At 55.9% G+C, this 2,518-nt stretch carries 2 protein-coding genes and 1 pseudogene; all 3 read right to left on the reverse strand.

Features of this window, described 5'->3' with window-relative positions:
- Window positions 1-227: 227 nt before the first annotated feature.
- On the reverse strand, window positions 228-341 hold the full coding sequence (locus BKN05_RS12220; RefSeq protein ID WP_018120609.1) for a lacticin 481 family lantibiotic: 114 nt from the start codon (window positions 339-341) through the stop codon (window positions 228-230).
- 661 nt (window positions 342-1,002) lie between these two features.
- Entirely contained in the window at window positions 1,003-2,034 is a 1,032-nt protein-coding gene (locus BKN05_RS12225) for an LLM class flavin-dependent oxidoreductase (protein WP_049149982.1), read from the reverse strand.
- A gap of 69 nt (window positions 2,035-2,103) precedes the next feature.
- A pseudogene (locus BKN05_RS12230) lies at window positions 2,104-2,518 on the reverse strand (C4-dicarboxylate ABC transporter permease); the annotation flags it as partial.

The raw sequence follows: 2,518 nt of genomic DNA on the forward strand, positions 1-2,518 counted from the left end.
CGTTGAGCGCACCGGTAGTTATAATCTGCTGTGCAAGTTCTTTTCGGAATGAAGCAGTAGCGATAGCTAGTTGCTTTCGGTACACAAGAAGTTCTGCACGGAGATCCTGAATTTGTTCTGAAGACATGGTCGGAGCTCTCTTTTAAAAAAATTTGAAGAGTTTAGTCAACTGCAGGATCCGCTGTATACACCGTTTGGTGTATACAGCTTCCGTAAGGGGGTATGTTTTAGCAGCAGCCGAGCCAACGAGTTTTGGTATTGGTGTGGCAGTCCTTGGTTAAGGTGACGCCCCAACCTTCCTTGCGGGCGCCGAGAACATCATCGAGTTCCGCGTCGGTCATTGGAGTGATGCAAAGACGGTCTTCTTTTCCATGGTTGTGCTCCTTCAAGCAACTAGGTATTGGATTTGGGTCCCCAGGGGGATGATGTCTTTGTCTCTGCCAACTGGCTTCGACAAGACAAAAGTTCCCGTGAGGTACTAACAAGTTACGGTAAAATTCGCTTTTTCTGTCGCCTGCTGGCAAAAGGACTTCTATTGCTTGTGTTAACTGCACTGCTAAATAGGCCTGACGATGCTCTAGCTGTGACTAGCCCATTTTATCTCGTTTGTCTGGCTGTTTGTCGAGAGGGGTCGAAAGTTCATAAACTCTCGGATCCGGTTGTGTGGGTAATTTTGTGCGCAGAGCGGGGGTACTGATAGAGGGGTACGTAGCGCTCGCTGCAAGAGGCGGCGGTTTAGTCAACCGCCGACGTGTGACACGCAGGAATCGTCTTCGTGTTTGAGCTTAAGGTTTCTTGGTGGGCGTGGGAGGCTCGCACCATACCGTTTCACTACCGCAGGGTGAATGCTCCGGAATGGGCGCCAGCATCAACGATGGAATGGGATTCTTAGAGGTAAAGATTGCTGGTATACGCCCTGCTGGTTGTCTAGGGGTTTACCGGTTACCTCGGCATAGTGTTGGGCTGACTGCCTGGTCGTCGCCCTATAAAAGAAGCACAGAACTAACGGTTCGCCGGCTCCCAGCCCAAAGCAGGGGCCACATGCTCGGCGAAATTCTGCAGAAGCCGCAGGTTCAGATCCACACCCAGCTGGTTCGGGATCGTCAGCATCAAAGTATCCGCCTCCATCACGGCGGCGTCGTCTTTGAGCTGCTCGATCAATTGCTCCGGCTCGCCGGCATAAGTGCGGCCAAATGTGGACTCATAACCATCAATAATGCCGATTTGATCATTCCCGCCACTCATGCCAAATAACGCACGATCCCGGTCGCTGACAATCGGGAACACGCTACGACTCACCGACGTCCGCGGCGTCCAATCATGCCCAGCCTGCCGCCACGCCTCGTGAAAAGCCTGCAACTGCGCCGCCTGCAAATCCCCAAAAGCCTCACCAGTGACCTCCGTCAACAACGTGGAACTCATCAGGTTCACGCCCTGCTCAGCGGCCCACTCGGCAGTTTTCTTCGTTCCAGCACCCCACCAGATATTGCGCTGCAAACCAGGCGAATGCGGCATCACTGGTAGCGGAGTACCTGGCTGGTAAATCGGTGGATACGGATCCTGTGCAGACTTGACGACGGCCTCACCACGCACGCCCTGCATAAACTTCGCGAACTTCTCCCGGGCAAGATCTGCCCCGCGCGGATCGTCGGAACCGGTATAGCCGAAAGCCTCCCAACCACGGTGCGCAGGCTCCGGTGATCCCCGTGAAACCCCCAACGCGACCCGGCCGTCGGCAAGCAAATCCAGTGCGGCGGCCTCTTCTGCCAAGTACAACGGGTTTTCGTAGCGCATATCGATCACGCCGGTACCGACCTCAATGTGCTTTGTGCGCGCGGCAATCGCAGAAAGCAACGGCATCGGCGCCGCCCCCTGTGGGGCAAAATGGTGCACGCGGAAATACGCGCCATTCACGCCAATCTTGTCTGCCTCCACGGCAAGCTCCAGCCCCTGCTTGAGGGTCTGCTGAGCATTAGGCCCACGCTGGCCGGGGAACTTGTAATGGCCGAAGCTGAGGAATCCGAATTTCTTCATGTCACCCAGTGTAGTTGATGTGTCAACAAGGTTCGAGATGGGACGATGGCGGATGCATCAGTTTGCAGTTCAGCGTGCGGATTTCTCCGTGGTTTCGTTGGCGGATTCGCTTCGTTTTGCCAGCAATTGCTGCGCCAGACCAATCACGAGAATGCCCACGCCCACTGCGTCGGAAAGCAACCCTGGCAACAACAGCGCCAAACCACCGATGCCGACTAACACGCGCACTACCAGCGGCAAACGCGTGCGCGCGTAGCCTTCGACCGCAGCAGAGAGCATGCACACACCAACGATGGCAGTGCCGACGACCAACGCGCCGCTGGCCCAGGTGACATCTTGCAGCAGCAAGCCCGGGTTGTAGACGAACATGAAGGGAATGAAATAACCAGCAATCGCCAGGCGCATCGCCTGCACGCTGGTTTTCATCGGATCATCGCCCGCCAAACCAGCTGCGGCAAATCCCGCCAAAGCCACCGGCGGGGTG

It is taken from the genome of Corynebacterium sp. S5S1 (genome assembly GCF_001913985.1).
GTDB classification, from domain to species: Bacteria; Actinomycetota; Actinomycetes; order Mycobacteriales; family Mycobacteriaceae; genus Corynebacterium; species Corynebacterium marquesiae.

What these genes read in the sequence shown, in the direction of transcription:
- BKN05_RS12220 (WP_018120609.1), bottom strand. Translation starts at nt 341, where the DNA reads ATGACCGACGCGGAACTCGATGATGTTCTCGGCGCCCGCAAGGAAGGT.
- BKN05_RS12225 (WP_049149982.1), bottom strand. Translation starts at nt 2,034, where the DNA reads ATGAAGAAATTCGGATTCCTCAGCTTCGGCCATTACAAGTTCCCCGGC.